This window comes from Bacillus cereus group sp. BceL220 (assembly GCF_051776965.1).
Classification (GTDB): domain Bacteria; phylum Bacillota; class Bacilli; order Bacillales; family Bacillaceae_G; genus Bacillus_A; species Bacillus_A cereus.
Map to the genome: position 1 here is coordinate 546,399 of NZ_JBPWBC010000003.1, position 23,517 is coordinate 569,915.

Sequence of the window (23,517 nt, forward strand, 5' to 3'; positions counted from 1 at the left end):
ATCATTCATAAGTATTCTAATATATTTAAAAGTAAAATGAAATAAGAAACGGATAATTGTCGGAATATATTCGATTTCCGTTCATTTTTATGAAATATGTGTACTTTTTGTTAGATTCCTTTATTTTGTGCATATACAATAAATGTATATAGAAATAAGAAAAGGATGATGTACGTGAAGGACACTGTTTTACAAGAAACGATTTCTCCACAAGAATTACATAAAGTTGTTCAAAAGAATACAGCTTATTATGATTTTAAGTGGGGTAAAGTAGAAAACCCTGCGCAAGGGAATACGTGGAATTGGGTAGCCTTTTTCTTCCCAACCTTTTGGTTAGCTTATCGTAAAATGTATAAGTTATTTATTATATTTGCGTTATTGGCTATACCTAGTATAGTTATAACCCCTTTTATAGATATTCCAGAGGGGATTTATGTAACATTTAGTTTAGCTCTTCAATTAGGAATGATGATATTTACTGGATGGCAAGGAAACCGTTTATATTATAAGCATGCTGTTCGTGTTTTTCGTAAGGGAGAAGATGCGTCTGATCATGAGAAGGCGTATTTCTTACAATCAAAGGGCGGCGTTAGTGTAGCTGGTATGATTGGTTTACAAGTTATAGTCGGGATTGTGTTTGGCGGAGCTATGCTCGGACTTTCTCTTTTACCAACTGAGCCGAATATTAAAAACGTTGTTCGTTCAACTGGTGAAGGGGTTACTTTAGAGATTATGACTGATAATCCAACCTGGAAGTTTGTGAAGAAAGAAAAAGATTATGATGTAGTAGAGTTTACTGGTTATGATTATACAGAGAAGAAAAACGTGAAAATTAAATTTGCTGTTTATTTCGATGAAGATTATTTCGAGTGGCAAGAGGTATATGAAAATAATAAGAAGTTAAGTGAAGAAGAAGTAGAAGAATATCAAATTTACATTGAAGAAAATAATTGGGGTTTCTAGAGGGAACTCGTTCATTTTGAAAAGAAGAATCTTGTGAAGGTTCTTCTTTTATTTATTAGGGGAAGAGAAATAATTTCAGCATTAATAGAAGCTCTAATAGGATCTATTAGTTTAAGTACGGGTTTACACACGAAAAAGATTGATGCTAACATACTTTACTTGCAGCAGTATGAATGGTTTCGAATCATATATGAAGACGAAAAGTATCGAAATTTATTTATTACGAACTACAAAGTTCGCTCATATTTACAAAGTAAGTTAAGAGTTCGATTGCTCGTAAAAAGTAAAAATGCACAACGAAGATTTTTAAAATTAGTAGAAGAACAAATAGAAAAAAGGCATACGAATTGAAATTTTGTAAAATACAATAAAAAATGAGAATTTGAGGTAGGCTTGTCAATAACGTGAGACTATGGCACTATAAAGAAATGCTATACAAATTTTATTTATCGAGATGTAAACATCAATTTTGATTTTTACGTATAAATAATGAACGGAGGAAATGAATTTATGGCTACTTTACCAAATTGTCCAAAATGTAATTCAGAATATACGTATGAGGATGGCGTTCTTTTCGTATGTCCAGAATGTGCTCATGAGTGGGGCCAAGACGCAGAAGCTGAAAATAATGATGGTGCAAAAGTTGTAAAAGATGCGAACGGAAACGTTCTTCAAGATGGCGATGCAGTTACTGTTATTAAAGACTTAAAAGTAAAAGGAACTTCTTCAGTTGTGAAGATCGGTACGAAAGTAAAAAGTATCCGTCTAGTTGATGGCGATCACGATATCGATTGCAAAATCGACGGTTTCGGAGCTATGAAGTTAAAATCACAGTTCGTTAAGAAGGCGTAAGACAATAAAAAGAGGGGGCGAATAGCCTCCTCTTTTTATTATGTCACTTTTTGTCGGTAAATCGATATTTCGTACAAAATCGTTGATATATTCTGAGTTATGATAGATATATTTGAAAAATCGTTGATATATTGCAAGTTATGATAGATATATTGAAAAAATCGTTAATATAATTTCATTCATCGTGAACTACGCACGATTCACCGTGCACCATAGTCAATTTCTTTCAACTGACATCGCTTATTAAAGAATGTTTTATATCCAAGCTGTAAAAAGATAATGACAGCAAAGGCAGTACTTCCAGAAATACCGAGTATGATGGCGATTTGATATTGAATGGCTGTGAATGGTGATACACCGGATAATATTTGACCAGTCATCATGCCTGGTAAGCTTATAATTCCCATTCCGACCATAGAATTAATTGTTGGTAAAATAGCAGAGTCAAAAGCGTCTCGAATGAGCGGAGAAGCAGCTTCTTTCGGTGTTGCGCCGAGCATAAGTGCACCTTCAATTTGACCTCTTTGCGACTTCATATTGTTTAAGAACGTATTTGCGCCGAGAGAAACACCAGTCATGGCATTCCCAACTAACATTCCTGTAATAGGGACGATATATTGCGGAGCATACCAAGGGTCATGACCGATAATAACGAAGATGAATAGAAGAAGTGGCCCAATTGATCCGGCGACCATGGAAAGGGCGGCTACTCGTTTTAATTCTTTAGACATCGGGATGTTAACTCGTTTATAAATATTAAAAATTGCAAAGGTAGTAATAGAAGTAATGAGAGCAATTGTATAAAATGGATTACTGTTTTCAAATACGTATGTAAGGACATATGCAACAAGTACGAGCTGAATGGTCATACGGAATGTTGCGAGCGCGATTTGTTTTTCGCGAGGTATTCCTTTTAATTTTACAAGTCCAATTAAAATAAGAATAAAAATATAGGCAGCTGCAAGTTGCCAAATTTGGAGTTCAATAACGCCCTTCAACAGAGAGCACTTCCTTTCTAGTTGCACCGTTTGCTTTACTAATCTCAATAATGTCGTCTGCAATTTCTTCTGGAAGTTGTTGTGAGTGTGTGATGAAGATAATTGTTTTTTTCTTTTTTCGTGCTAGTTCAGTAAATTGTTTCATAACGCGGCGTTCTGTATCACTGTCTAATGCTGAAGTTGGTTCATCTAATAAATAGACAGGCGGATCCATAAGTACGATACGTGCAAAGGCAAGTCTTTGTTTTTCACCGCCGGATAATGAGGAGGCGATATCTTTTAATTGCTTGTCTAAGCTAACGGTTTGTAGTGCGCTCCGCAGGGCATCATCATTTGGAAATGGTTTTTCAGAAAGACGAAGTCCCATTAATAGATTTTCTTTAACGGTTCCATCAAAAAGAGGTGGAGTTTGCCCAAGCATAACTACGTCACGACGTAATTGAATAGGCGGATAATCAGAAATTAACTTTCCGTTATATTCAATTGTGCCAGATGTTGGAGATTGTAAATCGTTTAACATGCGAAGCAATGTGCTTTTTCCGCTTCCGCTTTCACCGATAATGCAAGTGATCTTTTCTTTTTGAATCTGTAAATAAGGAATGTGTAGTATATCTTTATATATAACCTCTTTTAATATAAACATAAATCGCTCCTTTCTGATTCTAGTTATATCGTATCAAAAAAAGAGGGAGAAATGGTTATAACGAACAACGTTTTTTCTTCGTCTTGAGTTTTATTAATAAGTTAAGTAAACGATCTAATTCTTGGCTGAAAGAAATCACTTTATCATGAGTGAATCCGTATCGTTCAACGAGATAGATTAACTCTTTCTTTTTCGCTTCTATTCGATTGTTTAGTTTCGATAAGTTCATAAGTGGAATGTAATGCCTCCTACAAAAGTATTTATAACATAAAAAATAAGACCGAACGAATTCGGTCTTCAAGGAAATAATAAAACAACTTACAAATAGCATACACTGTTTATCAATAGTTTTTAATATAAAAATGAAAAATAAATCATTATACATATTGAGAAAGATGTGTCTGATAATTTTTAAAAACTGATGCAAAGAAGCTGCCTACATAGTAGACAGCCTGTAAAGTATTAACCTTTATGATATTTGTACATCCAAAGAAGGCCGGATTTTAATAATCTTGGTACACGTCCCATTAACGGTTGATTTGCGAGTAAACCGAATCCATGCTTCTTACCAAGAGATCCTAGAACACCTTTTAATTTAATAACAGGTAGTTCATCAGGGAGTGGTTCATTATTCCAACGTTTTAATAATATTTGGACAATTTGTTCTCCTTGACCTTCAGCAAGTTGGGCAGATGGTGCATGTGGAAGTGCTGCGCAATCTCCTACAACGTAAACGTGCTCGTTGTTTGGAATATTGTGATATTTCGTTAAGACAACCCGTCCGCTACCATCTTGTTCAACTGGAAGGTTTCGAACAACTTCATTTGCTTGAATACCAGCTGTCCAGACGATTGCATCACATTCAAGTGGTTCATCGTGGTTATACACAATATTTGGTTCCACTTTTGTAATGTTAGAGTTTCTTATAATATTAACTTTATGTTTTACGAACCATTCTTCTACATATCTACTTAATTTCTCTGGATACGGGAATAAAATTCTATCTTTTCGATCAAATAAATAGATTTTTAAATCAGAACGGCTTTCGCGAAGTTCACTTGCAACTTCTACACCACTTAAGCCAGCACCAACGACAGCTACTGTTGCATTTGGTTCTAGACTATTTAATTGTTCATATGTTTTACGTGTTTGTTCAATTGATTGTAGACTATGTGTATATTCCTTCGCCCCAGGAACGTTATGATATTTATCTTCACAGCCAAGTCCGATAATTAAATCATCATATTGGATTGCTTCGCCGCCATCGAGATGAACCGCTTTTTCTTCGAGATCAATATTTGTTATTGTGCCGTATTGAATATTGAGGCGTGGGTGCTCAGGAAATGGTATACGAATATGCGTTTCTGAAATAGTACCCGCAACTAATGCATAATATTCAGTTTTGAAGCAATGATATGGTACTTTGTCGATTAATGTCACTTGTACATCATCTGGAAGTTGGTTGCTTGGAAGTAGCCTTTGTAGAATTCTCATTCCACCGTAGCCGCCACCTAGTATTACGAGGTGTTTCATGATGGATTACCCCTTTTCTGTTGAAATATCCCCTAATCATAAAATTTTATATTAATAAAATATTTTGACTTTACTCAATCAAATTATATCGAATTTGTGAACAAATAACAATGCATGAATGAATACTCTGTTGTACAATAAGAAGAAAAGTAAAGTAAACTGTTTTGCCTTTTTAGTTACTATTTCATTGCAAGTAGCATGTTATATAAAATAAAATCATCTACTTTGAAGTGAAATAGTGAAGTAACTAAATAGTTTAGGATATATAACGAAAATAACAAGAGACAGCTTAGTTTTCTTCTTATAGATGAAGTCAGAAGGTAATTTGTTTTGTAGTACAGGGGGGAGAATTTTGATTAAACCATTAATTGAATTTTGTGTAGGTAACCTTGCAAGTGGTTCACAAGCAGCTCTAGAAAAGTTAGAAAAAGATCCAAATTTAGATGTAATGGAGTATGGTTGTTTAGGATATTGTGGTATTTGTTTTGAAGGACCGTTTGCACTTGTAAATGGTGAAGTTGTACAAGGTGCAACAGTAGAAGAGCTTGTTAATAATGTATATGAGTATTTGGATGAAAATCCAATGTTTTAAGGTGTTGCGAATGAGCAACGCCTTTTTCATTTTATTTTAGATAAAACGTTATTTTGGAGGGTAGTTTAATACTATAGATAAATAAAAAAAGGCCCTTTTTAGAAGGGCTTTTTTCTTACACAATTTGTGTAAGAGTGGCTCATCGCCAAACGTTGTTAAATATGAGAAACGGGGGACATTCATATTGTGTTCTAAAAGCATGCATTCTATACTTAAAATAACAAATTATTTTTGGAGTGAATACAAATGAGCCAATTTTCTTTTACAAAAATGCATGGTCTTGGCAATAGTTATATATATGTAAATATGTTTGAAGAGCAAATTCCTGAAGAAGATTTAGCTCTTGTGGCGGAAAAGGTTTCAAATATTAATACTGGTATTGGAGCAGACGGAATGATTTTAATTTGTCCGTCTGATGTAGCTCCGGTGAAAATGCGTATGTTTAATAATGACGGATCAGAAGGAAAGAGCTGTGGTAATGGTTTGCGCTGCGTAGCGAAATATGCGTATGAGCATAAACTAGTAGAAGAAACAGTTTTCACAATTGAAACGTTAGCTGGTATTGTAACGGCTGAAGTAACAGTAGAAGATGGTTTCGTGACATTAGCGAAAATTGATATGGGAGCACCGCGTCTAACACGTGCAGAAATACCGATGCTCGGTGAAGGTGAAACACCATTTATTCGTGAAAACTTCTTATATAATAATCATCGTTATGCATTTACGGCTGTTTCAATGGGGAACCCGCACGCGGTTATTTTTGTTGAGGATGTAGAGAAGGCACCTCTTACAACACTTGGTCCAGTTCTTGAGACACATGAAATGTTCCCAGAGCGAGTGAATGTTGAATTTATCGAGATTTTAAACGATGAAGAAATGAATTTCCGCGTTTGGGAACGTGGTTCAGGTGTAACGCAAGCTTGCGGAACAGGGGCATGCGCTGCCGTTGTAGCTGCTATTTTGAATGGGAAGATGGAACGTGGTAAAGAAATTACCGTTCATTTAGCTGGCGGCGATTTAATGATTGCGTGGACAGAAGAAGGAAACGTGTTAATGAAAGGACCTGCGGAAGTAATTTGCCGCGGAGTGTATGAGTACAAGATAGAAGCGTAAAGATGTATAATAGAATGAGAACAGAAAGGATGGTGTATTTCATGATTGAAGTAACAGAACAAGCAGCTTTTCAAATTAAAGATATGTTAAAAGATGCTGAAGATGGAGAGAAGTACGTGCGCCTTGCTGTACATGGCGGCGGATGTACTGGCCTTTCTTACGGCTTAGGATTTGAAGTAGAACCAAAAGAAGACGACACAGTTCTTGAGTTTTTCGGTGTTGAATTTGTTATCGATACAGAAAGTGCTCCAATTGTTAAAGGAGTAAAAATTGATTATAAACAATCTATGCTTGGTGGCGGATTCACAATCGACAATCCAAACGCAATCGCATCATGCGGATGTGGATCATCTTTCCGTACAGCGACGAATGCTGGTAAGCCAGAAGAGTGCTAAGTTTTTAGCCGAAATAGAAAAAGACCTTTTTAGCGATGGAATAAAATCGTTAAGGAGGTCTTTTCTTTTGCCGTAAAAGCCCGATTACCAAGGCTAATCAATATTTCACTTTATTTTTGCATAGATGCAAGTATCAGTTAGTTGTTTGCCGTCAGCTGAAAAATCTTCATTACGTAATATCCCTTCAAGTTCAAAGCCTAGTTTTTCAGGGAGTGCACGACTTTTCGTGTTATTACATTCACATCGTATTTCAATCCTTCTAAATTTGAATAACTGAAATCCAAGGTTTGTTAACGCACTTACTGTTTCTGTCATATATCCACTGCCACTAAATTGCGTGTTAATCCAGTATCCAATTTCACATTTAGAAACCTTCCAATCAATTCGATGAAGGCTAGCTGTTCCAACAAAATCATTCGTCTCTTTATGATAGATAAGATAGCGAAAGCTTTCTCTTTTCAAAAAATCTATATGTGCATTTCTCAGAAGAATTTCCGTTTCTTCAACAGTAGGAATGGACTGAAATAAAGACAACCATTGCTTTAATTCATTAATGGAATCTTTAATAGCTTGTTGTACTATATCCCCTTCACCAGCTTGAAGTGGTGCTCGAAGAATGAGTCTGTCTGTTTCTATTTGTAACGGAACATCTAATAAAATAGAGTTCATATCATTTCTCCTCTCGAAAACTTTAAATTAGGACAGAATGAAACTTATATCATAAAAAACTTTCACCCAAAAGAAATAATTCTGGAGGACGAGAGTTGCAATTTATAATAAATGAATTGAAAAATACTTTATCTCACTAATAGAAAATCACGTCACAGCATCACTATTAGTTATTATAGAACTGTGCGAAGTACAGGAATATAGTAAGGCTTATCTCTCATAAAGGAACCTCTCAAAAACGAGTAAACAATAAATATATATTCAATTCATCATTTAGAAATCCCTTTTCACATATTGAAAACTAAACTATCATTTGGTACAGCAGCATTAGGCTGTTAAACTAATGCATATGTTAATTGAATAAGGAATTATTATTTTTTAACCTGCTTTAAATTGAACGCATAATTCACGATTGATTATTTAAACGCAATCGCATCATGCAGATTTGGATCATTTTTCCGTACAGCGACGAATGCTGGTAAGCCAGAAGAGTACTAAGTTTTTAGCCAAAATAGGAAAGACCTTTTTAACGATAGAATAAAATCGTTAGAAAGGTCTTTTCTTTTGGCGTTAAAACAGAAAATACATGCAAAGTGACTTTTAAATTAATTTTTAATATTATAATATATGTAATTAATGATAAGTATTGTTAATTCGAGTTTAATATTGTTCGTTTCGGACAATATTATGCAACAAAAATGTAAATGAATAGAAGAAATATACTATTTATTAGTTATATTTAATGTTAATATTTGTAACGAAGATAATTGGTGAGGGCTGATTAAAGTTTCACTTTATATAAAAAAGGTGCATGAGAGAGAAGGCTATAGCAAATTGTATAGAACTGAATAGTTCCGTATTAATTAAAATACGTTGATTACTAGATATTAAAAAATACCGGGGGGGATTAGAGTGAAGTCATTTAAGAGAGTACTTATAGTAGGGATGGCGTTGACTACAGTATCGATTTTGGGAGCTTGTTCTAGCGATACAGACGTATTAACAAAAGTAGGAGCAAAGCAACCAGCGAAGGCGGAAGGTGACGTACTAAAAGATCAGAAGAAAACACCTATGACTACGAGTAAACGTGAAAGTATTAAAAATGAGGACGCTTCATCATCACAGAAGCGTTATATTTCTCATGATGAATCTCAAAAAATTGAGGAAGGTATGACGTATACGGATATTCTTAATACGATTGACTACGGTGGTGAGAACATAAAATATTATAATAACAATGAAAAACGCGTATTTTATACTGAAAAAGATACGGATGGTACATATGAAATTATGGTTGAATTAAATACATATGGTTACGTTGTTAATATTGAACGTACTGCTATAAAGGATACAGATAAAGATAAAGGTAAGGAGAATCGGGTATCTACGAAACGTATTGAAGAGCCTGTAAAGGAATATGAAGAAAAAAACGATCGTGTACCGTGGTATAAAGATGTAAATAACAATTCGGCAGCAGTAAGTTACAATCAATATTTGAAAATAAAAAAAGGTATGCCCGCGAATCAGGTAAAAGCTACAATTGGACAGCCACATGTGATTGAGAAATATAAATCTTATTCGGTATATGACTATACTGGTTATGGTGGAGAAGGATCATTACGTGTAATCTTTGAACGGAATGGAACTGTTACGGATGTAGTGGAAGACGGTTTACCACGATAATAAATTAGTTACGGGAAGAGTTGTAGTAAAGTTGTCTTTGATTTTATAAAGTTTTTGGGAGCACCCCCAAATATAGATGAAAAAATAATTCTCTTAGCCATGTTATAGTATTAGTATTTACCGAAGTTTCTTCCAAATTCAATAGCGTTATTGTGGATGTTGTTGTCGTATTATTTTTGTTGATATATACCGCAGTAGGGCAGCAATTGTAATTGGACGTAAAAGGACGCGGAGGAGTAGCAGTTTCCTTTTTGAAAAAAGGAGGGAAATATGGTGGAGGATATTCTTGAATTCATAAGGAGATACGTAATTAAACCTATTATTAATTTAGTAAGATATCTTGTAATAGAGATTATAATTGAGGGCATAATAGAAGGCGTAATAAACGGTATAAGGAAATTACGTGATAAGTGGCGAAATTGGCGTGAAAGACGTTATTGGCGGTAGTGTAGCTGATGAGAGTGTGAAACAAAAACGTTATACAGAAGTTATGAAGAAGTTTAATGAAATGATAGCAAACCACCCGCATTTAGAATCTGTACTCGTTCCAATTGGTGATGGAATGACAATTTCTAAAGTGAAGAAATAATTATTATCTTACAAAAGTGTAATGTTCATGTCATGTTTTTGAATTTCTTCTTTAAGCTCTGGGCTTTAAGATAAGAATATAAGAAAAAACATATGAGGTGAAGGAAATGAAAAGATACATTGCACTATTTAGTATTTTAGTTGTATTCGCAAGCTTGTTAGTTGGTTGTGATTTAAACCGTATGGGTAAAGATGAGTACTACGTTCAAATTACAGTAGATGGAAAAGAAGTTCATAGTAAAGCTGATAATGGTCAAAAATTTAAAGATTATGAATATAAGTTGACTGGCTTTGATAAAGACGGTAAAGAGAAAGAATTAGAATTTACAGCTCAAAAAAATCTTCGTAAAGAAGCATTCCTACGCGTATATCACTCAGATAAAAAAGGTGTATCAGCTTGGGAAGAAGTAAAGAAAGACGAGCTTCCAGCGAAAGTGAAAGAAAAATTAGGCGTGAAATAAGACAGATAGAAAAGGAATTGACGAACAGGGTCAATTCCTTTTTTTGCTTTCAAATTCTTCTTCTGAAATGACTTTAAATCCGTGTCTTTTAAATAAAGCAGTAGTTACCCCGTAACCAGTTTGCTTATTGCCATTAAATTCACCAGTGTAAATCGTAGAACTGCCACAAGATGGACTACGTTCCTTTAAAATAATATATTCTGGGTGTAAATTTTTAATTTGTTCTAATGCTTTATAAGCACCATTTACGAAAGCTTCTGTGACATCTTCACCATCTTTTGTCATCACTTTCGCTTTTCCGTCCAAAACGTCGTCGCCATTCCCGCCAATAATTTCAGCAGAAGGACGAGGTGTTGGCAGTCCTCCTAATACTTCAGGACAAATGAGGACTGTATCTTCTTTTTGTAGTAGCTCCTCTATTTTTGAAACGAGATTGTCATTTCCGTCATATCGACAAGCTATACCACCTAAACAAGCGCTAATTACGATCATATTTTCATCTCCATTAAAAAAATATTAAATTCCACGCCAAATTCTCTTCCTGCCTCTTACTTATAAATGAGGTGATATAAATGGGAAGCTTATATAATTTAATGAAACCATACAGTGAATTTCGAAGTAAAGAAGAGTTTAATACATATCAAAAACAAGTTTTGAAGTGCTATCGATTTCAATTGAATAAAACGGATGCTACCATTATTCATTTTTTAGGAAAGTATGCGGTGAATGAGAAACAAAAAACAGTAGGAGTCGCCTGTCCGTTAATGGAGACGATTGCGAAGAATGTTGGAAAGAGTATTCGTACAGTACGCCGTTCAATTGCAAAGTTAGAGGAACTAGGAATTATAAAGCGTGTTGCAACAAAAGAAAGACATAAGCGCGGCGGGTATAGTGCGAACTTATATATTTTTCTTATATCTGCAATTGACCGCATGGATGACCGTATGAAAATGTCCGCATGTGAAAGTGAGGATTATACAGCTGGCTGTAGCGGAAAGGAGCAAAAAAGCGAAAGGGAAACAATTCTTTCTAAAAACATTCCACAAATAAAAGAGAAAAGAAAAATAACGTACGAGCTTGATGAGACATATTGCCGTCATGATATACCGAAGCCTTTTATATACGCACTGGTACCGATGACGAGTAATCCGCAGAAAATTAATATATTTTGGAGTAAGGTCGAGCTTGCGTATAAAAAGAGCGGGTTACTAGAACAAGGTGTTTTACTAGAGCAAATATTAGCTGATGAAGAAGTGTATGGAAATTTCATTTGGCGAGTGAAGAGTGTTGTGAGAGCTTATAAATATGGGGAAATCCGTAAAAATGTGAAGGCACTTTTATATAGTACAGTGCGAGATCTATTTTTAGAGGTTGGATTAGAGTGGGGAGCTGCATTAAGGAGAAGTAAGGGGATAGTGCTGTTTGACCCATTTAAAAAAGAGCCATGCGTATAATACATGACTCCAAGTAGCTAGTCGAACTTTCTTACAACTGGAACACGAATCGCTACAAATAGTACGAAGACGATAACAGCAATTGCACCGCTTTTCATAACGGTTACGATTGGAATTCCCATTGCAAGTGCGATTGATGTGAATGCATAAGAGAGCGGGATAAAGCCCATTGATGATAGCATAAGTAAGCTCATTACGCGTCCCATCATTTCCTCTTTTACTGTCGATTGAATCATCGCCATAAGCGGAACGATAGCCATTGCGATTGTAATACCGTAAAACATGCCGGCTAATAATGCTTGCCAAAGTACGGTGCTAAAGTTGATGGATAAGAAGAATACACCAGACAGTAGCATCATGATAATGCAAAATAGTCCGCGTCTACGATTAATATTTTTTAAACCGACAATGACAGCGCCTATTGCCATTCCGCCGCCTACAGATGCTTCTAAGTAACTGAAATGGAGCGAGTCACCGTGCAGAACATTTTTAACGAAAAGCGGGAAACCGACTTGCATCGGACCAATTAAAAATAAATTTAAAAAGGCGCTACAAAGAAGGAAAGTTGAAAGGAATGGCGATTCCTTTACATATAAGATTCCTTCTTTAATGGAAGTGAACATACCTTTATCTGTATCTTTTAGTTCTGGCATCGTAAATTGTATTTTTTGAACGAGTATGGCTGCGACAATCAGTAATAAAATTGTAATAGAAAATATTGTCTCGTAGTTTGTAAATTTGATCAGAATTCCGCCAAGTACAGGGCCTAAGATGACCGATGCTTGGTTCGTCATTTGTGTAAGTGAATTCGCTTGTGTTAACCGGCTTTTTTCTACCAATTCAGGTAAGATAGATCCATCTGCTGACCAGAAGAAAGCATCAGCAAGTCCAAAGAATAAAGCGAATAAAGCAAATGTATATAGTGTTACATCACCAACGATAAACCATGTGAGAATGGTTGCGACAAGAATCGCTCGAATAATATTGGAGTAAAACATAATGTTTTTTTTCGGGAATTTATCAGCTACAGCGCCGCCGATAATCATAAAAATAAGCCTTGGAACACTAAGGGCTACGAAAACAACACCGAGTGAAGCTTCAAGGTTTAATGTTTTTGCTATGTACCACGTTTGTGAAAAAGTAAAAAAGGCTAAAGCAAAACTTGAAAAAAGAGTAGCTGCCCAAAGAAAAAGGAAATTCGCATTTTTTAATAACGGTTTTCCGCTTCCTTCTAAAGCAGATTTATTTTGTTGTAGTTCCTCCATATTGCTTCCTTTCTATGTAAAAAATTTAAACTGAAAAACCTGTTAACAATCGTTTTATCCCGCGTTCACGGGCAGTAAAACTCCTACCTCAAAATTTGGCTCGGGCAAAGAAGTTAGGTGGGAGACCAACTGCCCGTAAATCCCCACTGAGTATAGTTTCACTTTATACAGTTTCTAATATTTCTATACTGCACTTTCTCATTGTAGACAATAATAATGAATTTGCCCAGTAGCTATTTAACGACAAAAAAAGATGCCGAACGGGCATCTTTTTTTAGGCTAACGCAATATAAATATCCAATTGTGCATGATTTGGGTCTAACGCTCTTTCGTCGTAAAGCTCAAAGTCTGTTGTGAAGGCACGTTTATTTTCTTTCGACCATTGCCAAATATATTCCCAAGCTTCACAAACGACTTCAGCAACTGGTCCCTTTCTCGTTGTAAATACCGCATATGTAGCGGCAGGTATTGTTAAAATTGTCATATTTTCAGGAACGTCTTTTAATGAAGAAACGGACATACCGATCGTAAATGTATATGCACCAGTTTCATCTGACTCGTAGTTGGAATAGAAAGCGAATGTTTCTTTCGTTTGTTGATTTGGGATGTGATGCATTATTTGTTCTTGGAAGTAGTGGTTCCAAAGTTGTGGAATGTTCCCTTCAGTAGATGCCTCTCTTTCATTAGTCGTCGTAACCGAAACGCCAATAGCTTGGAAAGTTTCTTTTTTTACGATGATTGGTTCTTTCATTAAAAAATCCTCCTTTATCAAACAGAAACGTATGTTCTTATTTATTGTAACATATTTTGGAAGTGGGGAGTGTTTTTTCTTACAGAAGGTAGTTGTGAAGAAAGAGAGGTAATTTGCATTAGAACACTTTATAACAAAAGAACTCCTTTCATGTAAAAGGAGTTCTTTTCGTTTTTATATTAAAACATACTTGAGCTATGCATCGGTTGAAGTTTTGCATTTGGATCGAAGTAAGCTTTTGCATTGTTTACTGCTGTCGGTGCTTCGCCAAATCCACAAGCGATAAGTTTTACTTTTCCTTCATATGTACAAATGTCACCAGCAGCGTAAATGCCAGGAATATTTGTTTCCATTTTTGAATTCACAAGGATGCTATTTTTTTGTATATCTAAGCCCCAGTTTTTAATTGGGCCAAGAGAGGAAACGAAGCCGTAGTTTACAATTACATCATCAACATCGATGATAACTTTTTCTTCAGTTTTTACGTGCTGAAGAACGACTTGTTCAATTTTGTCATCACCAACGAGTTCAACTGGAACATACGGTGTACTTACTTCTGCACGAGAATTCATTAAGTTTTCAACGCTATGTTCATGTGCACGGAATTTATCACGGCGATGAACGATTGTAACTTTGTCAGCGATTGGTTCTAACATCATCGTCCAGTCTACTGCTGAGTCGCCACCGCCAAATACTACGACGCGCTTGCCAGCAAATTTATTCATATCATCAACGAAATAATGTAAGTTTTTCTTTTCGTATTTTGCTGTACCTTCTAATTCTAAGCGGCGTGGTTGGAAAGCACCATTGCCGGCAGTAATAATGACTGATTTAGAATAGTGAGTTTGTTTATTCGTAACAAGTTTAAATATACCATCAGCTTGTCTTTCAAGCGTATCAACCGCTTCTTCTAAGCAAACGGTTGGATCAAATTTCTTCATTTGCTCTTTTAAGTTATCAACTAACTCTTGTGCACGCACTTTCGGGAAACCAGCTACATCATAAATGTATTTTTCAGGGTAGAGTGCTGATAATTGTCCTCCAAGTTGAGGTAGGCTTTCAATGATTTTTACACTTGCTTGTCTCATACCACCATAAAATGCTGTGAACAGTCCCGTTGGACCACCACCAATAATTGTTATGTCGTAAACTTTTTGATTTTCTGCCACTTTCATTCCCCCTATAGATGGAATTTTGATATTGATTTCATATATTGTTCATATGTACACGAAAATCCTGCAAATGATGACACTTTCAAAATAAATGATAGCATATTTGGGTTCATAATACTCCTGAAAACGACTGAATTGTGTGTAAGTTTTCGCATAGGTGCTTTTTATATTGTATAAAATATACAGAAAGGAAAATACATGAAAAAAAGGCTGAAAAACCCTTGAAAACGCTATGTTATTTTAAAATATTGATAATTCGCCAGATGCTTGAATTCTGGAATAAAACCGACTAATATAGGGAAGTATTATGTTAAATTTCTATGACAAAATTCGTACGATTTTTTGACTGCGTTTTGTTATGATATAGAATGTGATAAATTCCACATTCTTGACAAATAGAGTTTTTAGTACTTGGTATTATTTTTCATTACTATTATATAAAGAAAAGGGTTGTGATTTGGTGAAGACTCCAAAAATCGTAGTTTTAGGTGCAGGTTATGGCGGGATGATTACGACTGTTCGTCTGCAAAAAGCATTATCTGTAAATGAAGCTGAAATTACGTTAGTAAACAACAACAGCTATCACTACCAAGCGACTTGGTTACACGAGAGCGCAGCTGGTACATTACAAGATGAAAAAATCTGTCTAGATATTCAAGACGTTATTGATACAAATAAAGTGAACTTTGTACAAGACACAGTAGTAGAAATTAAAGCTGCTGAAAAACGTATTATCTTAAAAGACGGCGAGTTAGAGTATGACTACTTAGTAATCGGTCTTGGTTTCGAATCAGAAACATTCGGAATTACAGGATTAAAAGAGCATGCATTCTCAATCGCTAACATTAATGCAACTCGTGAAATTCGTGAGCATATGGAAGCTAGTTTCGCTAAATATGCAGATGAAAAACGCGATGAGTTAGTAACAATCGTTGTTGGTGGTGCTGGATTTACTGGTATCGAGTACGTAGGTGAGCTTGCAAACCGTGTTCCTGAACTTTGCAAACAGTACAATGTACCACGTGAAAAAGCACGTATCATCTGTGTAGAAGCTGCTCCAACAGCACTTCCAGGTTTCGATCCAGCATTAGTAGAATATGCTGTAAAACAACTTGAGAAAAAAGGCGTAGAATTCCGCATCGGTACAGCAATTAAAGAAGCAACTGAAGAAGGTATTATTGTTGCAAATGGTGATGATACTGAATTAATTAAGTCTGAAACAGTAGTTTGGGCTGCAGGTGTTCGTGGTAATGGTATTGTGGAAGAGTCTGGCTTTGAAGCAATGCGCGGACGTGTAAAAGTTGATGAGTACATGCACGCTCCAGGATACGAAGAGGTATTCATGGTTGGTGATGCAGCGTTAATCATTAACGAAGAAATTAACCGTCCTTACCCACCAACAGCACAAATTGCAATTCAACAAGGTTACAATATTGCACACAACTTAACTGTATTAGTTCGTGGCAAGGGCGAAATGAAAAAATTCGCATTCGATAATAAAGGATCTGTATGTTCTTTAGGTCATGACGATGCAATGGGCGTTGTTATGGGTAAAAAGTTAACAGGTTGGAAAGCTTCCTTCATGAAGAAAGTAATCGATAACCGCTACTTATTCTTATTAGGTGGACCTTTATTAGTTCTTAAAAAAGGTAAATTAAAGTTCTTTTAATATATAGTAGAAAAAGCAGAAACGGCTAAGCGCCGTTTCTGCTTTTTTTTCATATAATACATGTTTTCGATATAACAATAGAAAGATGGGAGAAATGTTTTATTTTCTTCATAATTACATTTCTGCATCTTGATATTTTTTTGTTAACAGTATATCGACAAAATGGGTTTTTTCACTTTTTGAAAAAAGGAAATTTCACAGCGAATTAAAAAGTATAGTATAATATATAGAAAAGAAAGAATATTCTGTCCGTTCGGATGGAGGAGGATGCATCATGGGGAAGCGCGGGAAAGTATGGTTAGCTGTTAGTGGCTTAGTAGCTACAAAAGATGGCAGGTGGCTATTCGTTAAGAAGAAATACAGTGGATTAAAAGGGAAATGGTCTTTACCGGCTGGTTTTGTAAATGAAGGTGAGACAGTTGATGAAGCTGTGAAACGCGAAGTGTTAGAAGAGACAGGCATTGTCGCTCATGTGAAGGGGATCATTGGTGTTCGATCGGGTGTTATTCGTGATGAAATTAGTGATAATATGATTATTTTCCTTTTGGAGCCTGAAGGAGAAAATATTATTGTACAGGAGAAAGAATTGTCTGAAGTGGCGTTCTTACATCCAGATAAGATTGCGGACGATCCGAATACGTCTGTACTTATTAAATATTTGTTAGAAGGAAGATCAGAACTACATCTTGAAGTGGACAAAACATTAAATCCAGGAGAACCATTTGGTTATACAGCCTATCACGTATTTACGGCACGTGCGAAGGAGAGGGAGAAAGAGTGAGTATACCGGTACTACTTATTTCAATGATGTTATTTTTTATTTTGTTCTTTGGAATTGGATTTTTACTCAACATGATTTTGCGAGCTACTTGGGTAATGGTTATTGTGTATCCGATTGTTTGTATGCTTATTATTAATAAAGCGAGTATGTGGGATTATTTTTCAAAACCGAAAGAAACATTTTCTTCATTTGGGACAAGTGTATCGCACTTAGGACAAGCAGACGTGTTTATTCTATCTACTGGATTAGTAGGGGCTGCTTTAGCAGGAGTCGTAATCAAGAAACTTCGGAAAAGCGGATATCAAATGTTTTAATCTCCAACTAAGTTGGAGATTATTTTTTGCATATTCCTTCATCGTATAGGGAATGATTAACGATGAAGGAGTGTGGAATATAAAAATGTTAAAACGATATTGTATTCGCATTATGATGACTTGTTTACTTGCATTTGCATTATGCGTAACATGGAAGGCTTTCACTGGAGTTTCTTTATTAGAGATTGTAAAGACATATGAAGGAATGAGTGCAAAAGAAGTACATGCAGCAGAAGTTAAGAGAAATGTTGCTCCGAGTAAAGAAGTGATAAATGCTTTAGAGCAGGCAAACGACTGGTCTAAATATCGTTCAATTGAAATGACTGCAACAGGTTATACATCGGGGATTGAGTCAACAGGTAAGAGGCCAGGGCATCCAGAGTATGGTATTACATATTCAGGTGTTAAAGTGAAAAGGGATTTATATTCCACAATTGCTGCGGACTTACGCGTATTCCCGATTGGAACGATTCTCTTCGTGCCAGGTTACGGGTATGGTGTAGTAGCTGATAAGGGCGGAGCAATAAAAGGAAACCGTCTTGATTTATATTATGATACGGTGAAAGATGTTTATAGCCAATGGGGTAAGAAAAAAGTAAATGTGTATGTAGTAAAAGTAGGAAAAGGTAAGTTTACAGAAGAAGAGTTAACGATGTTAAATCAAGACGAAACGATGCAAGTGTTTCGTGGTCAATATTTAAAGCAAAGATAGTCTAGTCGTAATTACGCTAGACTTTTTTTCTTGGCTTATTTCATAATAGAGGAGATTTTACACGTCATATAACTGTAGTTAGAATTGTCGCATTTTATCGAAAATAAAGTTATAATGGTGGTAGAGAAATTTAGGGGGTCTGAACATGTTTCAAGTACAAAAAGAATTAGCAGGTCACGAAGCAGTAATTGTCGCTTTATTTGAAGAAGAGAAAATGAGTAGTTTTGTACAAGAACTGGACAAAGCGTTTGAAGGACAATTACAAGTTTTACTAGAAGAGAAAGAATTATCTACGAAGAAAAAGGCCATTTCGAAAGTACATAGCTTAGGAAAAACAAATGTGAAACGGTATTACTTTGTTGGTTTAGGCAAGAAAGAGTCTTATACGACAGAAACGTTACGTGTGGCTCTTGGAAAAACGTTTAAAACACTACAAGCAGCAAAAGTACAAGATGCAGCAATCTTACTTGATTCTTTCGTAACAGAGAAATTAGACGCGATTGATGTCGCTCATATTGCAGCAGAGGTACAAGGCCTTGGTACATATGAATTAAAAACGTATAAATCAGATAAAAAGGATCGTGTAGAGTTAGAGAAGTTCACGGCTATTACAGCGGAAGATGCACAAGAAATTGAAGCCGCATTAACAGTTGGCTACGTACATGGACGTGCAACAAATTCAGCTCGTACACTTGTAAATATGCCGCCAAACGTATTAACAGCGACAAAGCTTGCTGAGTATGCTGTTGAGTTAGCGGAGAAGTATGATATGGACTATAAAGTTCTTGAAAAAGAAGAGATGGAAGATCTTGGTATGGGTGCGTTACTTGCAGTAAACCAAGGTAGTACAGAGCCACCCAAAATGATTGCTCTTATTTATAAAGGAAAAGAAGAGTGGACAGATGTCATTGGATTCGTTGGAAAAGGTATTACATACGATACAGGTGGTTATTCTTTAAAACCACGTGAAGGCATGGTTGGTATGAAAGGTGATATGGGCGGTGCAGCTGCTGTATTAGGTGCGATGGAAATTATCGGAGAACTGCGCCCAGAACAAAATGTGATCGCTGTTATTCCTTCAACTGATAACGTTGTAAGTGGTACGGCATTTAAGCCAGACGATGTAATCACATCTATGAGTGGAAAAACAATTGAAGTATTAAATACGGATGCAGAAGGTCGTCTAGCTTTAGCTGATGGTATTACGTATGCGAAAAAACTTGGCGCAAACTACCTTGTTGATGTTGCAACATTAACAGGCGGTGTAATTGTTGCACTTGGAAACCATACGACAGGCGCAATGACAAATAATGAAGAGTTGTTTGAGCAAGTACTAGAGGCCTCTATGGAAACAGATGAACCAATTTGGCAACTACCGATTTTTGATCGTGATAAAGAACGTGTGAGAAACAGTAAGTTTGCTGATTTAAATAACTCACCAGGCCGTGAAGGACATGCGGTTATGGCAGGTACATTCCTAGGCGAATTCGCTGAAGATACACCGTGGGTACACTTAGATATCGCTGGAACATCAGAAACAAAAGGCGCGCACGACTTAGGTCCAGCTGGAGCAACTGGTGCAATGGTACGTACACTTGCAACACTTGTGGAGCGTTTTGGAGAAGAATAATTTTTTGAAGAAAAGGCTGTCTCAAATTTTTGAGGCAGCCTTTTTTATTGGTATTTAATAGTTGATTTTCAATGTTATACTTATGTGATATAATCTTTCCTGTATTAGAAGTAAATAACAATTGAATAGGGAGGGAAAGAAGAGAGTGACAAAAATAGAAGCACTCTTATTATTATGAGGGAAGGAACTTTATCTCAACAAAATATAGTTGTATTGTTTTTTAAACAGTTACGCCCGAAACAGTGGACTAAAAACTTGCTTGTATTTGCAGCGTTAGTCTTTTCAATAAAACAAGTATCTTTAACTATGGTGGCACAAGCTGCAATTTGTTTTGCGCTATTTTGTGCAATATCTGGCTGTGTCTATATTTTAAATGATTTTATGGATATTGAGGCAGATCGACAACACCCTGTTAAGCGATATCGACCGATGGCATCGGGGGCATTAAATCCGTACTTTGCTATTACGGCAGGTTGTGTTATTTTAGTAGCGTCTTTAGTAGTTTCATATATATTAAATCCGTTGTTGTGCTTAGTATTAGCAGTCTATTTTATTTTAAATGTAGCGTATTCAATTCGTTTAAAACACGTTGTAATCATTGATATTTTAATTATTGCAGCTGGATTTGTTTTACGAGCATTGGCCGGTGGATTAGTTATTCAAGTGCCATTTACACCGTGGTTTTTATTATGTACATTATTACTGTCACTATTCTTGGCTATTAATAAAAGAAGACATGAATTAGTATTGTTACAGAATAATAAAGGTTCTCATAGAAAAGTATTAGAAAGTTATTCTCCTGCTTTGTTAGACCAATTAAGTACAATTGTTACATCGGCAACTATTGTAACTTATGCTATCTTTACTTTTAATGCAGGGAAAAGTATCTATTTAATGTGGACAATCCCATTTGTAATTTACGGGATTTTTCGTTATTTATATTTAGTTCACATGGAAGATAAAGGTGGAGAACCAGATAAAGTTTTATTAGAGGATCAGCATATTTTAATAACAGTGTTGTTATATGCGATAACAGTTATTATTATACTATTGAACTTTTAATTACTCTATTCGGGTTTGTTAAAACGTTTAAGAGGAGTGTCTTAAACGTTTTTTATTTGGAATAAAACATTTTTTGAATATAAACAGTTAAGGAGTATAGAGATGCAACAATTTTTAATGATTATTTTATCAGTTGGTATGGGAGTTGTAGGGCAAATTTTATTAAAATTTGGTGCAATGAAATCACAAAGTTCAGCGGCTGTAGGTATTATGAATTTCATTAACGTACCGAACTTTTTCGGACTAGCTTTTTACGGTTTAAGTGCATTATTATGGATGATTGTGCTGAGAAAGGTTGATTTAAGTTATGCATACCCAATGGTGAGTTTCGGATATGTATTTGTTATTATTGCGTCAGCATTATTATTTGGTGAAACAATCAATTTCATGAAAATTGCTGGAATGGTATGTATAGTAGCTGGCATCTTATTTATTGCAAAATCATAGGAGGTAAAGCAATGGGAACATATTTATATTGTATACTTCCATTTATAGCTTGGGTAGCTTCGGGAGTATTGAAATTTTTAGTGAATTATCTTCGTTCTGGAAAAGATGCTTTTCGTTTAGTTGGAAATGGTGGATTTCCTAGTACGCATACAACGATTTTATCAAGTATGGTCATGACAATAGGGTTTCATGAAGGGTTTAATACACCGATGTTTGGAATCGGGATGGCAATTTTAACAATTGTTATCATTGATGCCACAGGACTTCGCCGTACAGTTGGTAAACATGCAAGAATGTTGAATAAACATATAAGTTCGGAAGAAGAAAAATTAAGAGAGCGTCAAGGACATCATTGGCATGAGATTTTTGGTGGACTTGTGTTAGGAACAGTTATTGGGTACGTGGCACATCTAATTATGTTATTTCTACCGTAGAGAGGAGAAGAAGTATTGAATATTTGGAATGGTTATAAAGGAAAGGGGATATTAGCCCTTGTCCTTTTCATTTTTTATTGGTCATTTTATTTTTTTATCGGTTGGAAAATGGATACTCACTCTAAGCTTCTTAATGAAGCGTGGGTGGTTGATACCTATTTTTCTTTTGATCAAGGGTATTATATCATCTCCTTTTTTCTTGAAAAAGTAGATATAGCAGCGGCGACCTGGTTCCGACATCCATTCCTTTATTATTTTATTCAACAATTCATGTGGATGCTGGAGACAGTAAAAGTAGGGAATATTGTACATGGTATTATATTCATTCAAACGTTTTTAAGTGCGCTCAGTGTAGTGATGATTTATACATTATGCTGTAAAATTTGTAAGAATACGATTGTTTCTTTTTTACTAGCGGTCATGTATGGATTTTCAGCTACTATGTTAGTTATTACGTGGACACCAGAATCTTTTAGCTATGCAAATTTCACATTGGTACTTATGTGCTTTGTATGCTATCCATTTATTACAGGGGAAAAAGAAGCGAAAATAGGATTTAGTATTGCGAATGTATTGTTGGCAATAGGAATAACAGGGGTTACATTAACCAATTCGTTTATGTGGTTTTTAGGTAGTGTGATGAGTTATAAGAAACTACGGAAAAAAATTATTTGGACTGGTATTTCGATTGTTATTGTCGTGGTCCTGTTTGTATTAGTAATGAACGCAAATAATGTAGTTCTTATCGAAGGATTAAAGGGTAGTATGGACTTTGCTGCGCAAGGACAGAATTTTTCACCAGAATACGTTAAGCCATCAGGTATATTAGTATTTCATCTATTATTAGGATCTTCATTCATCTTTGGACCATTCTCGGAAGTTACTTTAAGACAAGGTGAGCAATTCGCACAATTAAATATGCTTCCATCGCATACTATGATCGGGTGGATTGTGATTGTATCTGTGTATGCTTTTATAATAGTAGCTGTATGGAAAAACTTTAGAACAGAGCCTTTCGTAAGGTTTTTAAGTTTCTGTTTACTATTTAATATTGTTTTACATGGAATTGTTGGTTTTGGGGCATCTGAAGCATTTATTTATGGCGCACATATGCTGTTTACAATACCGTTATTATTGGCATATGGTTTTAAAGTGATGAGACGTGTAAAAGTAGTTGCTTTATGTTTAATATTAATATTAATAATTATAAATAACTTTGAAAGTATGCTATATTTTTATCATTTTGCAGTCTCCAATTATTCTTTATAATAAAATAGATTTTTAATAAAAGGGTACTTTAGATAGGATTTCTAAAGTACCCTTTTTTACTATTTCT

28 protein-coding genes and 1 pseudogene are annotated in these 23,517 nt (G+C 35.4%); 20 read left to right on the top strand and 9 right to left on the bottom strand.

The annotated features are described in order from the left end of the window. Window positions 1–165: 165 nt before the first annotated feature. From ACS2FK_RS11810 to phnA, 3 genes are all read left to right on the top strand, one after another. Window positions 166–963 (top strand): DUF2628 domain-containing protein, encoded by a 798-nt coding sequence (locus ACS2FK_RS11810; protein WP_003272364.1) that lies wholly within the window; start codon window positions 166–168, stop codon window positions 961–963. A 69-nt stretch (window positions 964–1,032) separates the two neighbouring features. Then, window positions 1,033–1,314, top strand: a complete 282-nt coding sequence (locus ACS2FK_RS11815) for a hypothetical protein (protein ID WP_024927875.1) — start codon at window positions 1,033–1,035, stop codon at window positions 1,312–1,314. Between the two features lie 159 nt (window positions 1,315–1,473). Beyond that, on the top strand, window positions 1,474–1,815 hold the full coding sequence (gene phnA, locus ACS2FK_RS11820) for an alkylphosphonate utilization operon protein PhnA (protein WP_000212735.1): 342 nt from the start codon (window positions 1,474–1,476) through the stop codon (window positions 1,813–1,815). Window positions 1,816–2,015: 200 nt separating this feature from the next. Here phnA and ACS2FK_RS11825 read toward each other — a convergent pair whose 3' ends face one another. The 4 genes from ACS2FK_RS11825 to ACS2FK_RS11840 form a co-directional block, all read right to left on the bottom strand. Next, window positions 2,016–2,813, bottom strand: a complete 798-nt coding sequence (locus tag ACS2FK_RS11825) for an ABC transporter permease (RefSeq protein WP_063548935.1) — start codon at window positions 2,811–2,813, stop codon at window positions 2,016–2,018. Beyond that, entirely contained in the window at window positions 2,797–3,456 is a 660-nt protein-coding gene (locus tag ACS2FK_RS11830; protein ID WP_063548933.1) for an ABC transporter ATP-binding protein, read from the bottom strand. The genes ACS2FK_RS11825 and ACS2FK_RS11830 overlap by 17 nt, the downstream gene beginning before the upstream one ends. A gap of 55 nt (window positions 3,457–3,511) precedes the next feature. Then, a complete protein-coding gene (locus tag ACS2FK_RS11835) occupies window positions 3,512–3,685 on the bottom strand; it encodes an aspartyl-phosphate phosphatase Spo0E family protein (protein ID WP_001054089.1) in 174 nt (57 codons plus the stop codon). 233 nt (window positions 3,686–3,918) lie between these two features. Next, the gene (locus ACS2FK_RS11840) at window positions 3,919–4,989 is read right to left on the bottom strand and encodes an NAD(P)/FAD-dependent oxidoreductase (RefSeq protein ID WP_000682065.1); all 1,071 of its coding nucleotides are present in this window, start codon (window positions 4,987–4,989) and stop codon (window positions 3,919–3,921) included. Between the two features lie 352 nt (window positions 4,990–5,341). Between ACS2FK_RS11840 and ACS2FK_RS11845 the strand changes: the two genes are divergently transcribed. From ACS2FK_RS11845 to ACS2FK_RS11855, 3 genes are all read left to right on the top strand, one after another. Then, window positions 5,342–5,581 carry a YuzB family protein gene (locus ACS2FK_RS11845; protein WP_000595026.1) on the top strand — a complete coding sequence of 80 codons (240 nt, stop codon included), beginning with the start codon at window positions 5,342–5,344 and terminating at the stop codon, window positions 5,579–5,581. Between the two features lie 246 nt (window positions 5,582–5,827). After that, on the top strand, window positions 5,828–6,694 hold the full coding sequence (dapF, locus tag ACS2FK_RS11850; protein WP_000077392.1) for a diaminopimelate epimerase: 867 nt from the start codon (window positions 5,828–5,830) through the stop codon (window positions 6,692–6,694). A 41-nt stretch (window positions 6,695–6,735) separates the two neighbouring features. Continuing rightward, window positions 6,736–7,089 carry a HesB/IscA family protein gene (locus tag ACS2FK_RS11855; RefSeq protein ID WP_000573830.1) on the top strand — a complete coding sequence of 118 codons (354 nt, stop codon included), beginning with the start codon at window positions 6,736–6,738 and terminating at the stop codon, window positions 7,087–7,089. Between the two features lie 105 nt (window positions 7,090–7,194). Here the strand turns inward: ACS2FK_RS11855 and ACS2FK_RS11860 are convergent, their stop codons facing one another. Further along, window positions 7,195–7,758 carry a GNAT family N-acetyltransferase gene (locus ACS2FK_RS11860; RefSeq protein WP_001084691.1) on the bottom strand — a complete coding sequence of 188 codons (564 nt, stop codon included), beginning with the start codon at window positions 7,756–7,758 and terminating at the stop codon, window positions 7,195–7,197. Window positions 7,759–8,163: 405 nt separating this feature from the next. Here ACS2FK_RS11860 and ACS2FK_RS11865 point away from each other — a divergent pair. From ACS2FK_RS11865 to ACS2FK_RS11880, 4 genes and pseudogenes are all read left to right on the top strand, one after another. Then, window positions 8,164–8,256 (top strand): annotated as a pseudogene (locus tag ACS2FK_RS11865) (iron-sulfur cluster assembly accessory protein); the annotation flags it as partial. 414 nt (window positions 8,257–8,670) lie between these two features. Further along, window positions 8,671–9,441: a hypothetical protein gene (locus ACS2FK_RS11870; RefSeq protein ID WP_063548931.1), complete on the top strand. Its 771-nt coding sequence runs from the start codon at window positions 8,671–8,673 to the stop codon at window positions 9,439–9,441. A 403-nt stretch (window positions 9,442–9,844) separates the two neighbouring features. Then, the gene (locus ACS2FK_RS11875) at window positions 9,845–10,030 is read left to right on the top strand and encodes a methyltransferase (RefSeq protein WP_003272374.1); all 186 of its coding nucleotides are present in this window, start codon (window positions 9,845–9,847) and stop codon (window positions 10,028–10,030) included. Window positions 10,031–10,136: 106 nt separating this feature from the next. Continuing rightward, window positions 10,137–10,490: a YxeA family protein gene (locus ACS2FK_RS11880; protein ID WP_000833148.1), complete on the top strand. Its 354-nt coding sequence runs from the start codon at window positions 10,137–10,139 to the stop codon at window positions 10,488–10,490. A gap of 30 nt (window positions 10,491–10,520) precedes the next feature. Here the strand turns inward: ACS2FK_RS11880 and ACS2FK_RS11885 are convergent, their stop codons facing one another. Continuing rightward, a complete protein-coding gene (locus tag ACS2FK_RS11885) occupies window positions 10,521–10,982 on the bottom strand; it encodes a DUF523 domain-containing protein (RefSeq protein WP_000635489.1) in 462 nt (153 codons plus the stop codon). A gap of 80 nt (window positions 10,983–11,062) precedes the next feature. Between ACS2FK_RS11885 and ACS2FK_RS11890 the strand changes: the two genes are divergently transcribed. After that, window positions 11,063–11,944 carry a helix-turn-helix domain-containing protein gene (locus ACS2FK_RS11890; protein ID WP_000535246.1) on the top strand — a complete coding sequence of 294 codons (882 nt, stop codon included), beginning with the start codon at window positions 11,063–11,065 and terminating at the stop codon, window positions 11,942–11,944. A gap of 17 nt (window positions 11,945–11,961) precedes the next feature. On the opposite strand, the gene ACS2FK_RS11895 is transcribed toward ACS2FK_RS11890, so the two are convergent. The 3 genes from ACS2FK_RS11895 to ACS2FK_RS11905 form a co-directional block, all read right to left on the bottom strand. Then, window positions 11,962–13,209, bottom strand: a complete 1,248-nt coding sequence (locus ACS2FK_RS11895; protein WP_063548929.1) for an MFS transporter — start codon at window positions 13,207–13,209, stop codon at window positions 11,962–11,964. A 274-nt stretch (window positions 13,210–13,483) separates the two neighbouring features. Continuing rightward, window positions 13,484–13,960, bottom strand: a complete 477-nt coding sequence (locus ACS2FK_RS11900) for a GyrI-like domain-containing protein (protein ID WP_063548927.1) — start codon at window positions 13,958–13,960, stop codon at window positions 13,484–13,486. Window positions 13,961–14,139: 179 nt separating this feature from the next. Continuing rightward, on the bottom strand, window positions 14,140–15,129 hold the full coding sequence (locus ACS2FK_RS11905; protein ID WP_000829790.1) for an NAD(P)/FAD-dependent oxidoreductase: 990 nt from the start codon (window positions 15,127–15,129) through the stop codon (window positions 14,140–14,142). 463 nt (window positions 15,130–15,592) lie between these two features. On the opposite strand from ACS2FK_RS11905, the gene ACS2FK_RS11910 reads away from it, so the two are divergent. The 9 genes from ACS2FK_RS11910 (at window position 15,593) to ACS2FK_RS11950 (ending at window position 23,450) form a co-directional block, all read left to right on the top strand. Continuing rightward, a complete protein-coding gene (locus ACS2FK_RS11910; RefSeq protein ID WP_000856602.1) occupies window positions 15,593–16,801 on the top strand; it encodes an NAD(P)/FAD-dependent oxidoreductase in 1,209 nt (402 codons plus the stop codon). A 274-nt stretch (window positions 16,802–17,075) separates the two neighbouring features. After that, window positions 17,076–17,582: an NUDIX hydrolase gene (locus ACS2FK_RS11915; protein WP_000517993.1), complete on the top strand. Its 507-nt coding sequence runs from the start codon at window positions 17,076–17,078 to the stop codon at window positions 17,580–17,582. After that, entirely contained in the window at window positions 17,579–17,896 is a 318-nt protein-coding gene (locus ACS2FK_RS11920; RefSeq protein ID WP_000027016.1) for a YuiB family protein, read from the top strand. Before ACS2FK_RS11915 ends, ACS2FK_RS11920 begins: the two co-directional genes overlap by 4 nt. Before the next feature lie 85 nt (window positions 17,897–17,981). After that, window positions 17,982–18,608, top strand: coding sequence for a 3D domain-containing protein (locus ACS2FK_RS11925; RefSeq protein ID WP_002094181.1), 627 nt, complete (start codon window positions 17,982–17,984; stop codon window positions 18,606–18,608). Window positions 18,609–18,753: 145 nt separating this feature from the next. Then, a complete protein-coding gene (pepA, locus tag ACS2FK_RS11930; RefSeq protein WP_063548925.1) occupies window positions 18,754–20,238 on the top strand; it encodes a cytosol aminopeptidase in 1,485 nt (494 codons plus the stop codon). A gap of 174 nt (window positions 20,239–20,412) precedes the next feature. Then, window positions 20,413–21,300 carry a decaprenyl-phosphate phosphoribosyltransferase gene (locus ACS2FK_RS11935; RefSeq protein ID WP_001206693.1) on the top strand — a complete coding sequence of 296 codons (888 nt, stop codon included), beginning with the start codon at window positions 20,413–20,415 and terminating at the stop codon, window positions 21,298–21,300. A 102-nt stretch (window positions 21,301–21,402) separates the two neighbouring features. Beyond that, a complete protein-coding gene (locus ACS2FK_RS11940; RefSeq protein ID WP_001183889.1) occupies window positions 21,403–21,747 on the top strand; it encodes an EamA family transporter in 345 nt (114 codons plus the stop codon). Window positions 21,748–21,758: 11 nt separating this feature from the next. Further along, window positions 21,759–22,181, top strand: a complete 423-nt coding sequence (locus ACS2FK_RS11945) for a divergent PAP2 family protein (protein ID WP_000537660.1) — start codon at window positions 21,759–21,761, stop codon at window positions 22,179–22,181. A gap of 15 nt (window positions 22,182–22,196) precedes the next feature. Further along, a complete protein-coding gene (locus ACS2FK_RS11950; RefSeq protein ID WP_001028674.1) occupies window positions 22,197–23,450 on the top strand; it encodes a DUF6080 domain-containing protein in 1,254 nt (417 codons plus the stop codon). Window positions 23,451–23,517 lie beyond the last annotated feature (67 nt).

Bases quoted from the DNA above. Each gene is read 5' to 3' on its own strand.
- ACS2FK_RS11810 (WP_003272364.1), top strand. From the start codon at position 166: ATGATGTACGTGAAGGACACTGTTTTACAAGAAACGATTTCTCCACAA.
- phnA (WP_000212735.1), top strand. From the start codon at position 1,474: ATGGCTACTTTACCAAATTGTCCAAAATGTAATTCAGAATATACGTAT.
- ACS2FK_RS11830 (WP_063548933.1), bottom strand. From the start codon at position 3,456: ATGTTTATATTAAAAGAGGTTATATATAAAGATATACTACACATTCCT.
- ACS2FK_RS11835 (WP_001054089.1), bottom strand. From the start codon at position 3,685: ATGAACTTATCGAAACTAAACAATCGAATAGAAGCGAAAAAGAAAGAG.
- ACS2FK_RS11840 (WP_000682065.1), bottom strand. From the start codon at position 4,989: ATGAAACACCTCGTAATACTAGGTGGCGGCTACGGTGGAATGAGAATT.
- dapF (WP_000077392.1), top strand. From the start codon at position 5,828: ATGAGCCAATTTTCTTTTACAAAAATGCATGGTCTTGGCAATAGTTAT.
- ACS2FK_RS11855 (WP_000573830.1), top strand. From the start codon at position 6,736: ATGATTGAAGTAACAGAACAAGCAGCTTTTCAAATTAAAGATATGTTA.
- ACS2FK_RS11860 (WP_001084691.1), bottom strand. From the start codon at position 7,758: ATGAACTCTATTTTATTAGATGTTCCGTTACAAATAGAAACAGACAGA.
- ACS2FK_RS11880 (WP_000833148.1), top strand. From the start codon at position 10,137: ATGAAAAGATACATTGCACTATTTAGTATTTTAGTTGTATTCGCAAGC.
- ACS2FK_RS11885 (WP_000635489.1), bottom strand. From the start codon at position 10,982: ATGATCGTAATTAGCGCTTGTTTAGGTGGTATAGCTTGTCGATATGAC.
- ACS2FK_RS11890 (WP_000535246.1), top strand. From the start codon at position 11,063: ATGGGAAGCTTATATAATTTAATGAAACCATACAGTGAATTTCGAAGT.
- ACS2FK_RS11895 (WP_063548929.1), bottom strand. From the start codon at position 13,209: ATGGAGGAACTACAACAAAATAAATCTGCTTTAGAAGGAAGCGGAAAA.
- ACS2FK_RS11900 (WP_063548927.1), bottom strand. From the start codon at position 13,960: ATGAAAGAACCAATCATCGTAAAAAAAGAAACTTTCCAAGCTATTGGC.
- ACS2FK_RS11915 (WP_000517993.1), top strand. From the start codon at position 17,076: ATGGGGAAGCGCGGGAAAGTATGGTTAGCTGTTAGTGGCTTAGTAGCT.
- ACS2FK_RS11925 (WP_002094181.1), top strand. From the start codon at position 17,982: ATGTTAAAACGATATTGTATTCGCATTATGATGACTTGTTTACTTGCA.
- pepA (WP_063548925.1), top strand. From the start codon at position 18,754: ATGTTTCAAGTACAAAAAGAATTAGCAGGTCACGAAGCAGTAATTGTC.
- ACS2FK_RS11935 (WP_001206693.1), top strand. From the start codon at position 20,413: ATGAGGGAAGGAACTTTATCTCAACAAAATATAGTTGTATTGTTTTTT.
- ACS2FK_RS11940 (WP_001183889.1), top strand. From the start codon at position 21,403: ATGCAACAATTTTTAATGATTATTTTATCAGTTGGTATGGGAGTTGTA.
- ACS2FK_RS11945 (WP_000537660.1), top strand. From the start codon at position 21,759: ATGGGAACATATTTATATTGTATACTTCCATTTATAGCTTGGGTAGCT.